Origin of the sequence: Sphingomonas sp. PP-F2F-A104-K0414, from assembly GCF_004340945.1 — a bacterium.
GTDB lineage: Bacteria > Pseudomonadota > Alphaproteobacteria > Sphingomonadales > Sphingomonadaceae > Sphingomonas.
The window spans coordinates 170,201-183,762 of sequence record NZ_SLYD01000006.1; the positions used below are offsets into that span (position 1 = coordinate 170,201).

Sequence of the window (13,562 nt, forward strand, 5' to 3'; positions counted from 1 at the left end):
GTTACCCTATCCACACTCACAGCAATGCCGGCCCGACCCGACTTTCAGACCTCAGCGCTGTCGCCAAAAGCTGGCCTATGGATCGAAGGTCTGAGCTGCTCGATAGTGATCGGACTGGTTGCCTTTTGGCGTGGTCCTTCAGGCCATGAAAAGTCCGCCCCAAGTTCAGTTTTCCCGAGGCGGCGTTCTTATTCATGCCGCGAAGATACGCTCCGGGGCGATCGACATCGCCTCGAACGTGTTTATGGGCCGTCGCGATAACCGAGGCTGCCGCGCCTTTCTGACCCATTAGTCGACAAGCCTCATACCAAACATTGGCTGGGATTGCAGCTTGGGCAATGAGCCTCTCGGCGTCACCGATGATAATACCCCATGTCATTTGCTCGGGAGGACACGAAATGAACTCGGGAGCCACGGCGGCAATAAAGCTCGGATCAACGCCGTGATGGGCTAGGTCCGCCTCAACTTCACTTTGCGGCTCGTTGTTACGGACGTCGTAGCCTCGCTGACTACTGCTTCTCGCCAAGCCTCTACAGTATGTTGCTTTAGCAATGGGTGGTTGTTTTGTAGTTGTATAGTGGGTGTCGTTTAAGACGCCCGAGGGTGAATCTTTTACCGGTTCCCGTTCCTCGTTATCCCTCGCCGAAACCGTCCTAATGCGCTCATCGAGCGCTGCCGCATGACCTTCCAGCTTTGAAACACACGCCTGGAGCAAACGTTCATCCCGAACCTTCCGCATCTGATGAGTAGCCAACTGAGTGCTTTCGATGATGCCGGTTGCATCGACACCTCCGATCTCCTCGTCGATGATAAGCTGCACCAGGCTGCTGATGCGGCGGCGCGCTGCGGTAAGACGCTTTCGAAGAACATTTATGCGCAAGTCCGCCTCTGTCCCCTCGTCAGCTATGCGGACGAATTCATCGTAGCGCACGCCAAGCGGGCTAAGATCTATCCCGTAAGCATAGATCAGCCGGCCGTCTTTTCCCCTTGCTCCGATACGCTTGCCATTGGCGCTGTCGCGGTGTGCAACCAGCCCCCACCGCGTTGCACTGTTTAGCAGCTTTTGAAGCTGCCGAATACCAATTCCAAGCTTTTGACTGAGCGTTTCGTTAGAAGGAAAGACAATCGGGCGCTGTCCCTCACTCCAGTCTACCTCCCGCGACCAACTCATCAGTGTGTCAACCGCATGCACAAGGCGAGATGGTACACCAATATAGGGAGCCGCACGTTTAAAAGCTGTTAGAACATGCCGATGACTTACGCGTTCGGGAAGCCCGGAAAAGCCTTCAGCGATCCGTCCAGTCGATGCTGTGCGTTCGTCTACTCGCCGATGGCCAGCCCCTGGAGCGAAGGTAATAGAATTCATTCGGAGAACCCCCTTTGGATTTCCGTGCGGACGCAGAAGTCCGTGGCGCGCTAGGCACGCATTCCCGCTGCATCATCGTAATTTGGCTATGCCGCTGTTGTTACGCAGCACTTCCGAAATTCCGAAAGCTCCGACCTATTGCCGGGCTTTTCTTCTTTGCACGGCATTCCCTCAATTAGGTTTCGCGAGGCCAAGCGACCTCGAGATCGCCTCCCGTGATTCCGGTCTCGGCGATAGCGACAGCCTAAACGGCAGCGGCATGGGAAGTCGCTCGCGTTGGCTCGTGCTTTCGGTTTCTTTGACGAGGAAATTCTCGTGCTTTCAGTTTCCGTATCTCGGACGCACCAAAAAAAGGGCTTCATTAGATAGAGTAACTGAAAGCACGAGAGGCACGTCGTCACGCGACGCGTCCCTCCCTCGGCGAGAGTAGCAGCTTAGAGTATCGCTCGTGCTTTCAGTTACCCTATCTCACTGAGTCCGCGAGAGGGGGGAAACGGTACCATCCCGGTATAACCAAACGAGCCGTTCGGGACCCGTTATTCCGCCCCAAACTCGTCGAGCCGTTTGGACCGGCGCATACCGATTTTTTGGTATTCCACCTCTATAGCTCGTACTATCAGCTCTTGAGCAGCTTCGCCGTGCTCAGGTCGAACATCGTCAAAACCGAGACCGTCAACATGCCTTACAACGGTAATGATCTGCTCAGGAAGGCCGGTCACGACGCCGAGTACCATTGATATGACCTTCAGGAGGTCTCTTAGTTCGACTCCCGCCTCGTTTTTTTGGAGCAGATCCTGAGCATACATTGCTTCGATTTTGCTGATGCCCAATGCCTCGAGGATAGCTGCTATCTCAGGCATCTTGAGAGCGACACGCTTCTCGACCTTACGGTGAAGCCCGTCATGGAGACGGCTCCGACCGATTTTTGTCAATGTCGCCAGTTCCCTGACGCTTACCCGTGCAAGGTCCATCCTGGCTAGGATGTAATCCTCTAATTCGAAACTCGGAATTGCCCCCGCTGGGTTTTCCGCCCAACTTCGCGTCGCTTCGCCCATCGCCATTCTCCCGGCTGATGGCTTATGGGTAGACTCACCAAATCGTAAAAGGCAACCCTAAAGCTGGTTCGAAACAAGTGGTTATGGTCGTTTTGGTCGCAACGGGATGACGTTCGCATCTTTCTTCTTCAGGGAAACGCGATAATTTTCGGCCTCAGAAGCGGAAAGCCCAAGCTTTGTGAGAACCTCCGTAGCATTCCGTTCAACAATGAGGTCAAAAAGTACCAGCGACACAGCGTCAGCTAAGAGAACCTCTTGCCCGAGTGCCTCACCAAGCGAGAGTGCAGCTGCCTCGATCGTGCTGGCGCTGGTCTCTAGGATAGAGAAGTCGATCTCGACCTCCCCCTCGCTCGAGATTATGCGAAGATGGTTTCGCATGTCCTCAGCGTCATAGCTATTTACCAAGTCGGAAGCACGCTCGGCGCGTTCGTCTATGACCATAGGCAAAGAATAATACGAGCGATGCTTGTTCGACAGAAGTCTGACACCTTCGGTGGTCAGCCGGAAATAGTGATCCGAGACGGAAATATAAAACGCCTTTTCAGCCGTCACTTTGGTCAACCTTCAATCCCGGGTCCACTCCGGACCCTTGCATACTCATAAAGGGCGAAAACCGCATTCTGCAGCGTAACAGCTAAACCAGTTACGATCTGGATGCCAAACTAGATGACCGGGTATCCCAAAACAGGCCGCCCGCGTTTCTCGGGCAGGTGCCCTGAAATTCCGGGCGGGCGCCCGGCCCAGTCGGGCAAGGTGATTCGCAAAAGGCAAGATCGGCTCGGAATGTTAAGAAATGCATAAGCGTTAGCAATGTTCCGACGATTTCCGTTTGCGACTGAAGATTGCTGCCGGCCAATCTCCTCTTGGGCGCGCTGAACAGCGCTCGATCGAAGGAGACTCCTTATCATGAAGACCACGTTCAAGATCGGCCGTCGCGCCGAGACGACCGCCCTGGCGGTCATTGGTGCGGCAGCAGCAGCCGCTGTTCTCGCTTCGCCGGCATTCGCCGGTGCAGACGCTACGTTCAACACGGCACTCAATGCCTTCACCGGCTTCCTCGAAGGTTCGGGCGGCAAGATCATCACCGTCCTGTCGCTCGCTGGCGGCGTCGTCGGCCTGGCCTCGGGCCGCTTCTCGCTCGGCCAGGTCGCGATCCCGGTCGGTGTGGGCGTCGGCGCCGGTACCGGCATTCCGATCGTCACCTCGACCGTCACCGCCACCATCTGAACCGACCCGGTGCCGGCGTTGATAGCAGCTTCGCCGGCACCGTTTTTGAAGGTGGCGTGATGTCAGCCGATAAGTACGTGATCCCATCGCACCTCGACGATCCTGAGCTGATCGGGTTCTGGACGCTCGACGAGTTCCTCGCGATGGTTATCCCCTTTACTTGGGGGATCCTGTCCCAACACATCGTCATCGGGATCGGCTTAGCCGTCCTAGGCTGGTGGGCCCTTAGGAGGGCAAAGGCGGGACGGGCAACGTCGTGGCTGATTCATCTGGCGTATTGGCATTTGCCAGGCGGCTTCCCGTCGCTGCGCGCCACGCCACCTTCCTACCTCCGACTAATGGTGGGCTGACATGGATTTTTCCTACCAGCACGCGCAAAGCCAGCGCGTCCTTCGCCAGCGTAATGTCCTGGGTATAGCTGCACTGGTTCTTGCCGGTTTTGTTGCGCTCCTGCTCCTGATGTCGGCGACACGTAGCCGCGAGATCGTGCTGCAGCCTGTTCTTGGCTCGCCGGTCACGCTGTCCACGTCGGGTGTCTCGCGCGAGTATCTGGAGCTTGTGACCCGCGACACGGCCGTGCTGACGCTTAACCGCACGCCGAGCAGCCTCGACTATTGGATGAAGTCGGTTCTCGCGATCGTCTCGCCCAAGTCGCAGGGCAAGATCAAAGCCGACCTCCTCAAGATCGTCGATGAGCAGCGCGGCTCCAGCATGTCGCAGTATTTTACGCTCGAGGGCATGGAGATCGACCCCAAGGCGCTCCAGTCCACCGTGTCGGGCAAGCTCAACACGGTCATCGGCCAGAAAATCGTGTCATCCGAGCAGCGGACCTTTGTCTACGACTGGGAATATGCCGGCATGACCCTGAAGCTCGTCGGCTTCAGCATGGTCCAACCCAAGACCCGTCCAGGAGCTGCGATGTGACCGCAATCTACGCTTTTGGCAGTGCTGCGCTCGGCACTGCCCTCTCCAGCCGCAACTTTTGCTGGCTGAGCCGCATCGCCGGTGCCGCTCTAATTGCCGTGGCGATCTTCGTCTTTGCGGCCCCCGCCTTTGCGGCTCGCGACCAGACGCTAATGGCCGACGACGGTGCGCAGGTATCCTGCAACGCGTCCGCCAAGGATCTCACCCGGATCAGCCTTGTCGGCGACGAGTTCGCTGGTGTGTCCAAGATCAATACCGGCAACCCCTCGGACGACTTCTCCGTCGTCAACGAGCCGGTCCGGGGCGACATCTACCTGTCGGTCCCGGAGGGCTTCGGTCGCCAACTCCTGTCGTTCTTCGGCACCAGCAAGCGCGGCTACGTCTACAAGTTCCAGTGCCGGATCAGTGGCGACCAGGCTGTACAGGTGTTCGTCTCGAACCCGGCGATCGCTAAGGCCGATGCCGCGGAAGCCGGTACGACCACCAAGGTTGCACAAACCTCCTCGCCGGAAGAGGCCGCTGTAACGCTGGTGCAGGCGATGTACGCCAACAAGACGGTCGACGGCTTCGAGATGCGTCAGCGCTCGCTCAAGCCCGTCTATGTCGGCGACCTCAAGGTTCAGATGATCGCTGAATATCGCGGCGACGCTCTCACCGGCCGCGTCCTGCGCATCGAAAACAAGGGCACCGAGGAAACAGTGCTGACCGAGGCCAGCGTGGCGCCATCGAGCGCACTCGCGGTGTCGATCGCCGAACCCAAGCTGGCGCCGGGTCGGGTCACGACCGCCTACCTCGTCTCGCGGAACGGAAACTAAGCCATGGGCATCAAAGATATCTTCTCTCGCGAGCGCAAGCCGCTCGACGCTCCTGAAACCATCGACGGTGACGGTGTATCGCCGATCGCGTCGGAACTGGATGGCAACGTCGAGACCCGCAAGAAGCAGCAAATGAAGCTCGCTGTCGGGTGCGGCGTGGTCCTGGTGGCCTCCTCCTTCTGGATTTTCGGCGGTGACGACGCGGTCAAGAAGATCGATCCCGATAGCGCGGACAGGAAGACGGTCTCGGTCAGCGACATGACCAACAAAACCAAATCCGAGCAGGAGTGGATGGCGCAGTCCGAAAACCGCTTCCAGTCCAACGAGAACCAGCTGAAGGGTGTCGAGGGCACCAACGCCCGCGTCGCGCAGCTTGCCGAGCAACTCGATGCGATGCGCGCGCAAAACCAGTCGATGTCGGCGGACGGCCAACGTGTGGTCTCCGCCTATCAGGCTGAGAACGACCAGCTCCGTCGTCAGGTCAATGAGCGCGCCGCTGCGCCCGCTCCGGTGCCCGGGCCGCAGGCAATGTACGGCCCCGGCAGTGCCGCGCTGTACGGTAACCTTGGTGCTACCGGCCCTGGTCCAGCGTCCGCGCCGGCCCGCCTTAGCGAAGTAAAGATGGTCTCGTTCGGCTCGGCTGAGACTGGCAATGCCTCCAAGGTGTCGAAGGGCAACACAGTCTATACCGACAGCCCAAACTACCTCCCTGCGAACAGCTTCGCTTCAGCAAAGGTTGTTGTAGGTGTCGATGCGTCGGCGGGCGTCAACAGTCAGAGCGATCCATTGCCCGTGGTGTTACGCATCACTGGGCCAGCGCGCTCGGTGCTGCAGAACGGCAAGCTTCTCACCACCAAAATCCAGGGCTGCCTCATTAATGGCGCGGCGCGTGGCGATCTGTCGAGCGAGAAGGTCTACATCAAGCTCCAGAAGATGACCTGCCCGCAGCCGGGCGGGCGGTACGCGGAGTCCGAGGTTAAGGGCTTTATCGCGTTTGGCGGCAAGACCGGCGTGCGGGGGCGGGTGGTCAGCCGTGAAGGCTCCCTTGCGATGCAGGCATTCTTCGCAGGTCTCGTCGGCGGGGCCGGCTCAGCTTTGAATCAAGCGTTTAATGCACCGGTCGCGACAATCAGTGCGAACGGTTCCGGCAGCCTCAACCACACGCCTAACCTCGGCAATGTTGGTCTGCGCGCGCTTGGCGGCGGGGCGCAGGAGTCGGGCAAGGATCTCGGTAAATACCTGATCGAGCGCGCCGAGCAGTACCAGCCGGTCATAGAAATGCCGACCGGCGTCGACGTCGAGATCGTCTTCCTGGAGGGTGTTTATGTTCGGAACTGATAGCAGCGCCGACCGGCGCGTCACCGTGGGACGGGCATTTATCCTCCTCGCGATCGTCGCGGCGTTCATCGCTGCAGCGATTGGCGCGAAAGCGGCCTATGCGGCGCTGCGTCCCGTCGACGCATCGGTGATCTCACTCCTCAAGGCCCGCTTGCCCAAGACCAAGGTCAGCAAGGTCGATTGCGCTGTCGTCGACGGCCTGTGCGAAGTGACGGCAGGCAACAACCTGTTCTACGTCGATCGCTCGGGACGCTACCTCGTCATCGGCCGGGTCTACGACATGGAGACGCGGCAGGATCTGACAGCGACCCGCCTTCTGGAGATCAATCCGGACACACTGATTGGCGGTTCCGCCAAGGCCAACAATGCGGCTGACAGCGGCGAGCCCCCAATTGCCAAGGCGGTCGGGGCCGGTACGCATCCGGCGACGCCGTCGCGCATCTCGCTCGATGGTCTCCCCAAGGATGGCGCAATCGTCTGGGGCAACCAGTCGGGCAAGACTGTAACGGTCTTTAGTGACTTTCGATGTGGCTACTGCCGCGCTCTGTCGAACACGCTGCGCTCGATGAACGTACGCGTGGTTGAACGGCCGATATCGGTACTGGGCAGCCGCGACCTCGCCAACCAGGTGTATTGCGCCAAGAACCGCGAGACCGCGCTTCATCAGGCCTATGCCGGCGAGCCTCTTCGCAACGCCACCACCTGCGACACCTCGGGCCTCGATGCCAATGAGCGCTTCGCACGCTCGCATGGCCTGAACGGAACACCCGTCATCGTCCGCGCCGATGGCGCCATGATCGAGGGCTATCGTCCCAAGGAAGCGCTCGCTTCCTTCATCGCTGGAGGCCGGTCGTGAATAAGGTCCACGTTTGTCTCGCTGTCACTCTCGCAGCTGGTACCATGATGACTGGCTGCACGACGCTCGGCGGAAATGTGAAGGGCAGCTTCACCTGTGTCGCGCCGGACGGTATCTGCGCGCCCAGTTCGGTCATAGATGATCGCGCTCTGGCGTTGATTTCTGGCCAAGATGGCGATCGCATGATTACTCCCGCGGGGCCGTACACGGCGCCGCGTAGCGAGGGCCGTCGGTTCGATACCGCGGCTGTTGTGCCTGCACGCAGTCAGGAGCGCGTACTGCGCATCATCTTCCCGGCGCAGATAGATGCGGCGGGGCGGCTGCATGAGCAGACAGCCGTACATGCGGTCGTTGAGCGCGGTGAATGGCAGCAGGCCCTAGCCAGCAATACGGTCGCCACAACGCCGGCTCAGGTCCGCGCAGCCACCGGTGGTGACACCCTGCTCGCTGCAATTGAGCACGCCGATCAGCCTCTAATCGCAAGTGAGGACGCGGTTGTTGATCCGGACATGCCAAGCGCCGCTGCGGTCGCGGCTGCTCGCGTTCAGGCCGATCCGGTCGGTGACATCAAGGATCAGGTCGCGCGTCGGCTCTTGAAAGCGCCGCGCCGCCTTTCGGTGTCGCCATCGGCACTCCGCACCCCGCCCGCGGTGACCTATGGCTCGAAGCCTGCGTCCCCCACGCCAAACTTGCCGGTCGCAGTTGGCATGACCACAGCCTCCAAGCCCCTTTCCTCACCCGCGCCTGTCCGTCCGGCCGTCACCACCACCTCGGCACTCACGGCGCCAAAGTATGTAACCCCGGCTGGTCGCACCGCGATCGCCGCGGTCGACGCCAACCCGGCCGTCCGCGCGGGCCTTGCCCGCGCCGAACCTGAAGCGCGGGAGGCGGTAAAGACGGCGAACCCGCTGCCGGTGCTACGCGCGTCCTCGTTCCCCGGAGTTGTCCAGTGAGCATCTTCAAAGGCCTGCTTGCCACGCTCCTCGGCGACTCCGCCAAGCCTGAGAACGGCCGTCCGGACTCGGTTGTCCCGCGGTTTGTCCATTGGCTGCCCTACCGCAGCTACGATCCGAAGACGCAAATCTACTACAATAGCGCCTCACGCGGTTTCTTCCTCGAAGCGACCCCGATGATCGGCGCAACTGAGCAGAGCCACGAAATGCTGGCCCAGCTGCTGTCCGAAGGCATTCCGACGCCGGGTGCCCTGCAAGTCCATGGCTGGATGAGCCCGCGCATCAGCGAGAAGCTCTCGCAGTGGTACATGCCGCGCTATTCGGCATCGGGCATTTACGAGCGGATGGCGCGGCACCGCACTGAGTATTTGATGGGCGGCGTCTGGAACTCGTTGTCGGCATCAGCTCCCTTTTGCCTGCGCAATCACCGCCTCGGCCTGTCCTACTCGACCCCGGAATCGAGCCGCGTCTCGAACGAGGAAATTACCTCGGTCATGGAAGGTCTGATCTCGGCGCTAGAATCGCTTGGCGTCCATGCACGTGCAGTCGACCCTAAGGGCCTCATCTCGTGGATCGATGACATCACCTCGCCCACGACGGCACCCGGTGACGACGCGATCACGTACAATCCGTTCGATCCGATCGCAGACCAGGCCGTGCGTCACGACCTCGAAATGAGGATCGAGCCGGACCGCATTCTGCTGCGCACCGAGCGGTTCCGTCCAACTGGCAAGACCGTCGACCATGCCCCGGAGATCGGCGAGATCTACCCGGACACGTTTGACGTGCGCTCCTTCTCAGTACGCAATCTGCCGCAGCGCTGGGCACCCTGGGACATGGCCAAGCTCATCGGCGACATGTTCGCCGATAAGCTGCGCATGCCATGCCCGGTCTCGACCAACCTGTGCCTCGACTTCCCCGACGCGGAGGCCTCCGGGCAACGCGCCGGCCGCAAGTTCATGCGCACCACTAGCCTCGCCGACAGCAAGTCCGCGCGCATGTTGCCACAGCTGAAGGACCAGTCTGAGGAGTGGCGTTTCGTGAAGGACGAGCTGCGCCAGGGCCGCAAGCTGGTGCAGGCTTTCTACTCGGTCACCTCGTTCAGCCCGAAGGGCAAGGGCGACGCCAATGAGCGCATCCTGAAGTCGGTGTACCGCGCGGCAGGCTGGGACCTGCTCGACGATCGCTATCTGCAGATCCAGGGCCTGCTCGCGGCGATGCCGATGACGATGGCCAATGGTCTGTCGTTCGACCTCAAGAACATGAAGCGGCTGCGCACTGTCCTCACCACGACGGCCGCGAGCCTGATGCCATTGCAAGGCGAATATCTGGGCGGCAACAACCCGCACCTGATGCTGATCGGCAGGCGCGGTCAGCCTTTCTTTTGGTCGCCCTTCGAGAACACCGCCGGCAACCACAACGTCGCGGTTTTTGGCAAGTCGGGCTCGGGCAAGTCGGTGGCCCTGCAGGAGCTGTGCGCCTCGATGGTCGGCGCCGGTGCCAAGGTCGTCGTGATCGACGACGGCCGGTCGTTCGAGCACTCCTGCAAACTGCAGGGCGGCGCGTTCGTCGAGTTCACGATGTCGTCGGGCTTCTGCATCAACCCGTTCTCGATGATCGATCCGGTGCTGGCGGAGACCGATGAGGATTACCTCATGGACTGCTTCGCCATGCTCAAGTCCATCGTGAACCAGATGGCGCGGCACATCGACAAGCTCGACGATACCGAGCGAGGCCTGATCGATGGCGCGATCAACAAGGTTTGGGCAGAGAAAGGCCGGCAGGGCTCGGTCAACGACGTCATCGCCGCGCTCGACGAAACCACAAACCCGCTCGCCATCAATCTCGCGATCGCGATGCGCCCCTTCTCGACCGACGGCACCTATGGCCGCTTCTTCGAGGGCGAGGTGTCCTTCCAGCTCAAGAACAACCTGACGGTGTTCGAGCTGTCGGATCTGTCGTCGCGCGAGGAGCTTCGTAGCGTCGCGCTGACGGCGATCATGTTCATGGCGAGCCAGGCCATGCGCCGCGAGGACCGCTCGGTCCCCAAGGCGCTGCTGCTCGATGAGGCGTGGCAGATGCTGAAGGGCGGTTCGATGGCCGATTTCATCGAAGCCTATGCACGTACTTGCCGCAAATACGGCGCATCGCTGGTGACCGCCACGCAGAGCCTCAACGACTATTACAAGTCGGACGGTTCCAAAGCCGCGCTCGAGAACAGCGACTGGTTTGTTATCCTGCAGCAGAAGGCGGAAACGATCGCCGACTTCAAGAAGCACGATCGCTTCGAGATGGACGATTACACCGACGCGCTGCTCCGCTCGTTGAAGCGCAACGGCTCCGAATATTCCGACGTAATGATCAAGGGTCCGGAGACGCTGGCGGTCGGCCGGCTTGTCCTCGATCCCTATTCGGCGACGGTCTACTCGTCTTCGCCGCGCACGTTCGCGGCCATCCATGACCTGCTCGCGCAGGGTCTGACGATGGAAGAGGCGATCGAACGGGTCGCCTACCCCGACAACCCCGAGAAATGGACCGATCCGAGCGCCGATGAAGCGCTGGCGATCGCAGCGGAGTGACCACCATGGCAACCGTTCTTCAGCCCCTCCATACGACACGCAAGATCGACTACGGCTATTTCCTTTATTTCGGCCTGCACTTCGCGGGCTTTATGGCCACGACGCTGCTGATGACGTGGGGCGTCTTCGTCCTATTTTTCTTGGCTATCGGCAGCTTCTCGCTCGATGGCATGATGAACCATCTGCAGAACATGACCAGCCGCTACCTCGCAGCGGACGCGGGCCGGCTCGACCAGTTCAAGATGATCGTCGGTATCGTTCATATGGTCATCTCCGGCGCGATCATGTTTTTCCGACGTCACGCTATTTTGCCACGTGATGCCGCCCGCCTGGAGCACGGCGCATGACCGAGGCCGCCGACACCCCCACGGCCGAGTCCGCTATGACCGCTCCTGCCGCGATCACTGGCCGGCGCAAGACGGTGTTCGCCGGCTACACTGCCGCGCAGCTGCTGATCGCTGCCGCGCTCGTTCTTGCGCTGGTCTGGGCCATGTGGGTCACCAAGTTGGTGATGGCGGAAAAGCCGCAGCACATCGTCAAGGCAGACCTGTCCCGGATCGTTGGCGAGTATGTGCAGGCGCAGGCCCGTAGCGCGACCCCGCCCGATCAGGTCCAGGCGCAGATGCGCACGTTCATGGCATCGCTCGATACGGAGCTGCAGCGTCGCGGTGCGGCGGGTCAGGTTGTTCTCGTGGGTGAGGCAGTTCTGTCCAAGAGCGTGCCCGACATCACGGCCGACGTTGCCAGAGCCGTCTATGCGTCTGGCGTAAGAGCACCGATGCCGGCGACGCCCGCGCAGATGGGGTCGATGATGCAGGGTCAGGTGCCTGCCGCGCCGGCGATCGCGCCTGTCGAAATGGCGCAGGTCGCACCCGTTCCCGCCGCGCCGAACCCCTTTGCCGCAGTGCCTGCCCCCGCCACTGCGCAGGACGTTGCACCGGTTGATCCGTCGGTTGCCGGCGCCATGGTCTCAAGCTTTGGTGGTTCCGGTGGCCAGTAAGGCAATTGCGGCGCCAGCAGCGGCCGAGGGCTTCCGTCCCCGCAAACGCCTCTGGGCAGCGCTTGGCTTGTTCGTCGCCGGTGGGATCTCGCTGAACGCGATCGCCGAGTGGCGCGACACGCACGGACTGCTCATCAACGCGTCGGAATCGCTGCCGAACTGGGCGTTCGTCATTCACAAGACATCTGTGCCCAAGCGTGGCGAGTACGTGTTCTTCGTGCCGCCTGCCGTGCCGCTCGTCATCAAGCATTTCGGTGCGAAGAAGCAGATGTTCGGCAAGATCGTCTACGGCATGCCGGGTGACACTGTCGTTCACCGAGGCGCGGATGTGTTCGTCGCCGGCAAGCTCGTCAGCCACATGAAGCCTGTCACCAAACTGGGCGAGCCGCTGGTGGCCGGCCCGACAGGCGTGATCCCGCACGGCTGCTATTACGTCGGCAGCCCGCACAAGGACGGTTTCGACAGCCGCTATGCCGCGATCGGCTACGCTTGCTCGAACAAGATTGTTGGTGTCGGGCAGCCCATCCTGTGAAGCGAGCGATCGAGTCCTTCGCGATCGTCGCCCTCCTATCGATTTCGCTGACCTCGGCAACGCGCGCGAACGATCACGGCGTCGTCGGCCAGGTCTTTCCGATCATCGAGCCGGATCTGCTGGCGACGATCGAGGCCCGCCTGCAGCGTCTCCAGGCCACGGGCGGGATCGACCGCATGAACGCGGAGTTCGCCAAGCGGTCCGAGGCGCGCGTGCGTCGGCCGAAGCCCGTCGCTGGTATCACCGCGGCGACGGAGCCACGCAGCTGGGCCTATGATCCAACGATCGTCATCGAGCGCGACGTTCAGGACCAGAAGGGCAACTACATCGCCCGTGCCGGCCAGACCGTGAACCCGCTCGACTTCGTGGCAGTCCATCAGGCGCTGGTTTTCGTCGACGGCGATGACGCCGTACAGATGGAATGGGCGACGTCACAGTACAGCGACCTGAAAGCCAAGATCATCCTCGTGAACGGCTCGCCGATCAAGGAAATGACCAACCGCAAGCGGCGCTTCTATTTCGACCAGGAGGGTCGCCTCACCGGCAAACTCGGGATCCGGCACACCCCGGCCGTCGCCGTGCAGAATGGCCGTGTCCTGAAGCTCTCCGAAATCAAGCTGAAGGGAATACGCTGATGCCTTTGTGGCTCGACCTCCTGCGCACGCCGATGGCTGCACCTGAAACTGACGACCTGCGCACCATGCGCCGGACCTTCCAGGTGCTCTGCGTCCTGTCTGGTATCGGTGTGATCGCAATCTCGCCGCTTGTTGCCCTGTTCGGCCGTCCCGCCCCGTTCATCGTGGCGGCGATTCTGGCCACGACGGCGTTGCACACCGCGCTGTACGTCTTCCGGAAAAACCGCGCCGACAATGCGTTCCTCGACGCCGCACAATCGTCGGAGGAGCACGCGTGAAGCT

At 61.1% G+C, this 13,562-nt stretch carries 16 protein-coding genes; 13 read left to right on the forward strand and 3 right to left on the reverse strand.

Annotated features, from left to right (window positions below; genetic code table 11):
- Positions 1-16: 16 nt before the first annotated feature.
- The 3 genes from repC to C8J46_RS15825 form a co-directional block, all read right to left on the reverse strand.
- Entirely contained in the window at positions 17-1,366 is a 1,350-nt protein-coding gene (gene repC, locus C8J46_RS15815; RefSeq protein ID WP_132741240.1) for a plasmid replication protein RepC, read from the reverse strand.
- A 536-nt stretch (positions 1,367-1,902) separates the two neighbouring features.
- Entirely contained in the window at positions 1,903-2,421 is a 519-nt protein-coding gene (locus C8J46_RS15820) for a hypothetical protein (protein WP_132741242.1), read from the reverse strand.
- A gap of 81 nt (positions 2,422-2,502) precedes the next feature.
- Positions 2,503-2,982: a hypothetical protein gene (locus C8J46_RS15825; protein ID WP_132741244.1), complete on the reverse strand. Its 480-nt coding sequence runs from the start codon at positions 2,980-2,982 to the stop codon at positions 2,503-2,505.
- 345 nt (positions 2,983-3,327) lie between these two features.
- Here C8J46_RS15825 and C8J46_RS15830 point away from each other — a divergent pair, with 345 nt between their 5' ends.
- From C8J46_RS15830 to C8J46_RS15890, 13 genes are read left to right on the forward strand one after another with little or no spacing between them, the layout of a single operon-like run.
- The gene (locus C8J46_RS15830) at positions 3,328-3,648 is read left to right on the forward strand and encodes a TrbC/VirB2 family protein (protein WP_132741246.1); all 321 of its coding nucleotides are present in this window, start codon (positions 3,328-3,330) and stop codon (positions 3,646-3,648) included.
- 59 nt (positions 3,649-3,707) lie between these two features.
- Complete coding sequence (gene traL / locus C8J46_RS15835; RefSeq protein WP_031439148.1) at positions 3,708-3,998, forward strand: type IV conjugative transfer system protein TraL; 291 nt, start codon at positions 3,708-3,710, stop codon at positions 3,996-3,998.
- A 1-nt stretch (position 3,999) separates the two neighbouring features.
- Entirely contained in the window at positions 4,000-4,572 is a 573-nt protein-coding gene (locus tag C8J46_RS15840; protein ID WP_132741248.1) for a type IV conjugative transfer system protein TraE, read from the forward strand.
- Positions 4,569-5,387 (forward strand): type-F conjugative transfer system secretin TraK, encoded by an 819-nt coding sequence (locus tag C8J46_RS15845; RefSeq protein WP_132741250.1) that lies wholly within the window; start codon positions 4,569-4,571, stop codon positions 5,385-5,387. The genes C8J46_RS15840 and C8J46_RS15845 overlap by 4 nt, the downstream gene beginning before the upstream one ends.
- Positions 5,388-5,390: 3 nt before the next feature.
- On the forward strand, positions 5,391-6,725 hold the full coding sequence (locus C8J46_RS15850) for a TraB/VirB10 family protein (protein ID WP_132741252.1): 1,335 nt from the start codon (positions 5,391-5,393) through the stop codon (positions 6,723-6,725).
- Positions 6,712-7,581 (forward strand): DsbC family protein, encoded by an 870-nt coding sequence (locus tag C8J46_RS15855; RefSeq protein WP_132741254.1) that lies wholly within the window; start codon positions 6,712-6,714, stop codon positions 7,579-7,581. Before C8J46_RS15850 ends, C8J46_RS15855 begins: the two co-directional genes overlap by 14 nt.
- A 47-nt stretch (positions 7,582-7,628) precedes the next feature.
- Positions 7,629-8,534 (forward strand): TraV family lipoprotein, encoded by a 906-nt coding sequence (locus tag C8J46_RS15860; protein WP_165886589.1) that lies wholly within the window; start codon positions 7,629-7,631, stop codon positions 8,532-8,534.
- On the forward strand, positions 8,531-11,113 hold the full coding sequence (traC, locus tag C8J46_RS15865; protein ID WP_132741258.1) for a type IV secretion system protein TraC: 2,583 nt from the start codon (positions 8,531-8,533) through the stop codon (positions 11,111-11,113). The genes C8J46_RS15860 and traC overlap by 4 nt, the downstream gene beginning before the upstream one ends.
- A 5-nt stretch (positions 11,114-11,118) precedes the next feature.
- The gene (locus C8J46_RS15870) at positions 11,119-11,460 is read left to right on the forward strand and encodes a hypothetical protein (RefSeq protein ID WP_132741260.1); all 342 of its coding nucleotides are present in this window, start codon (positions 11,119-11,121) and stop codon (positions 11,458-11,460) included.
- On the forward strand, positions 11,457-12,113 hold the full coding sequence (locus C8J46_RS15875; protein ID WP_132741262.1) for a TrbI F-type domain-containing protein: 657 nt from the start codon (positions 11,457-11,459) through the stop codon (positions 12,111-12,113). Before C8J46_RS15870 ends, C8J46_RS15875 begins: the two co-directional genes overlap by 4 nt.
- Positions 12,094-12,645: a S26 family signal peptidase gene (locus C8J46_RS15880; protein WP_132741368.1), complete on the forward strand. Its 552-nt coding sequence runs from the start codon at positions 12,094-12,096 to the stop codon at positions 12,643-12,645. Before C8J46_RS15875 ends, C8J46_RS15880 begins: the two co-directional genes overlap by 20 nt.
- The gene (gene traW, locus C8J46_RS15885; RefSeq protein WP_132741264.1) at positions 12,642-13,280 is read left to right on the forward strand and encodes a type-F conjugative transfer system protein TraW; all 639 of its coding nucleotides are present in this window, start codon (positions 12,642-12,644) and stop codon (positions 13,278-13,280) included. The genes C8J46_RS15880 and traW overlap by 4 nt, the downstream gene beginning before the upstream one ends.
- The gene (locus tag C8J46_RS15890) at positions 13,280-13,558 is read left to right on the forward strand and encodes a hypothetical protein (RefSeq protein WP_132741266.1); all 279 of its coding nucleotides are present in this window, start codon (positions 13,280-13,282) and stop codon (positions 13,556-13,558) included. Before traW ends, C8J46_RS15890 begins: the two co-directional genes overlap by 1 nt.
- The last annotated feature ends 4 nt before the right edge of the window (positions 13,559-13,562 follow it).